Origin of the sequence: Bradyrhizobium genosp. SA-3 (assembly GCF_004212635.1) — a bacterium.
In the GTDB taxonomy this organism is placed as follows: domain Bacteria; phylum Pseudomonadota; class Alphaproteobacteria; order Rhizobiales; family Xanthobacteraceae; genus Bradyrhizobium.
The window spans coordinates 1-1,664 of the sequence record NZ_PSRT01000296.1; the positions used below are offsets into that span (position 1 = coordinate 1).

Genomic DNA, 1,664 nt, shown 5'->3' on the forward strand with positions numbered 1-1,664 from the left:
GTTGGCGTGACGGCCTCGCTCACGGTTGCCCGCCCTGCGAAGCCTTTCGCGCCGGTGTGGTCCACGTCCACCGCCGCCCGACCCGCGTTCGTGACGATCGCGATACGCCCCTCTTCCTTGGGCCGGGTTGCGGTGACACATACGCCGTTTCCGAAGTTCGGTAAAGCGGAATATTTTGGACGGCGCGCGTTGACCGACCAATGGCGTGTTTTGCCCGTCGGGCAACGCAGGGGCTGGTAGCCCGAATGGAACGCAGCGTAATCCGCGCTACGAATCCAGAGCAAGCGGCTCACCCGCCGCTAATCCTCGCTCGAGGCGGCGGAGCGGTCGTTCAGATGGGCCTGCGACAGCAGGAAGAACAGCGCGCGCTCGCCGTGATATTTGGCGGACGGGCGGGTGCGCTCGAACCCGTCAGCAAATATCTTGCCGGACTGGTCGCACACCTGCCATCGCCAGCCAAACCGCTTGCGCCTCGTTAGGACCACTTCGAACATGCCGACCGGCTGGGCCCCCTGCTCATTGCCGCTGGCGCAGCCGTCGATGGTCTGCGCATCCGGCTCCCCTGGACCGATGCGACATATAACCCAGCGGCATGGAAAGAGAATAAAATTGATGATCGGAATCGGGCATCGTCCACCGGCGTGGTGAACTCACGTGGTTTTCCGGAATAAGGCGCGGATGGCGGGTTTCTTCACACCTTGAGACGCCGCTTGGACGCTAGCGCAGAGGTAACGGGAGATGGTGTGCTTGTGCGCGATGTGAGAAGCGGAGGATTTTCCGAGGCGCGAAGCCCAGCATCCGGACCAGACCACCACCGGCGGCACCGCCGCCGAGGCATCACCGCGCGACGACCTCGACTTCGCCGTCGACGCCGTTCACGACGTTGAAGCCGCGCTCGTAGACCTTGCCCTCGTTCTTGGCGATGGCGCGGTACTCGCCTTCGGACAGCACGACGCGCGGGAAGGCACCGATCGATTCCTTGATGACGTCGCCACCCGGGGTCAGCACCGACCAGGCGGTGTTGGCGAGTGCCTCTCCGCCCCTGTCGCTGACGAGCTTGAGCGTGATGACGGCAGCGCGGTGGGTGATGGTGACGTCGGTGAGCTTGCCGGCCTGGACGCGGATGTCCGAGCGCACCACCGAATTGGCATCGCCATAGTTGGAGACGATGTAGTAGGTGCCCTCCGGTATCAGCACGACGTCGCCGGCGGCGACGTTCGGCACCAGGGAGGCGCGCTCGCCGGATTCGAACTGGCTGCCCTTGTAGATCGCGAACGAGATCTGGTTCTGCGGGATGCGGCTGGTGCCGACCCGGCCCTCGATGCGCAGGCCGCCGGCCGGCAACACGAAGGATTCGCGGTCGGTCTCGGCCTTCAGGCTGACGGTACGCACTGCACTGACGAGGCCGAAGGCGACGTGCACGACGTAAGTGCCCGGCGGCAGCACGATGTTGGGCGTGGCGTTGCGGTCCTCGCGGATCAGCTTGAAGGTGCCGTTCTCGTCGGGACGGTCGGCGAATACGCGCCAGACCAGGCCGCTGGTGATCGCGGGAGAATCCTTGCCGTATTTCGCGGTCAGCGACAGCACGCCCTGTCCGGGCACGGCCGCATTCAGCGGCGCGGCCGGCGGCACGGTGGTGACCGCGGGCGGCGGCATGCTGGGCG

2 protein-coding genes and 1 pseudogene are annotated in these 1,664 nt (G+C 65.8%); all 3 read right to left on the reverse strand.

All coding sequences use genetic code 11. From position 1 onward, the window contains the following. A pseudogene (locus CWO91_RS43930) lies at positions 1 to 293 on the reverse strand (hypothetical protein); the annotation flags it as partial. Between the two features lie 6 nt (positions 294 to 299). Then, positions 300 to 494: a hypothetical protein gene (locus CWO91_RS42085; protein ID WP_130221158.1), complete on the reverse strand. Its 195-nt coding sequence runs from the start codon at positions 492 to 494 to the stop codon at positions 300 to 302. A gap of 343 nt (positions 495 to 837) precedes the next feature. Continuing rightward, positions 838 to 1,664, reverse strand: an 827-nt coding sequence (locus CWO91_RS42090; RefSeq protein WP_130221159.1) for a hypothetical protein, incomplete at its 5' end; no start/stop codon positions are given.

What these genes read in the sequence shown, in the direction of transcription:
- CWO91_RS42085 (WP_130221158.1), bottom strand. Translation starts at nt 494, where the DNA reads ATGTTCGAAGTGGTCCTAACGAGGCGCAAGCGGTTTGGCTGGCGATGG.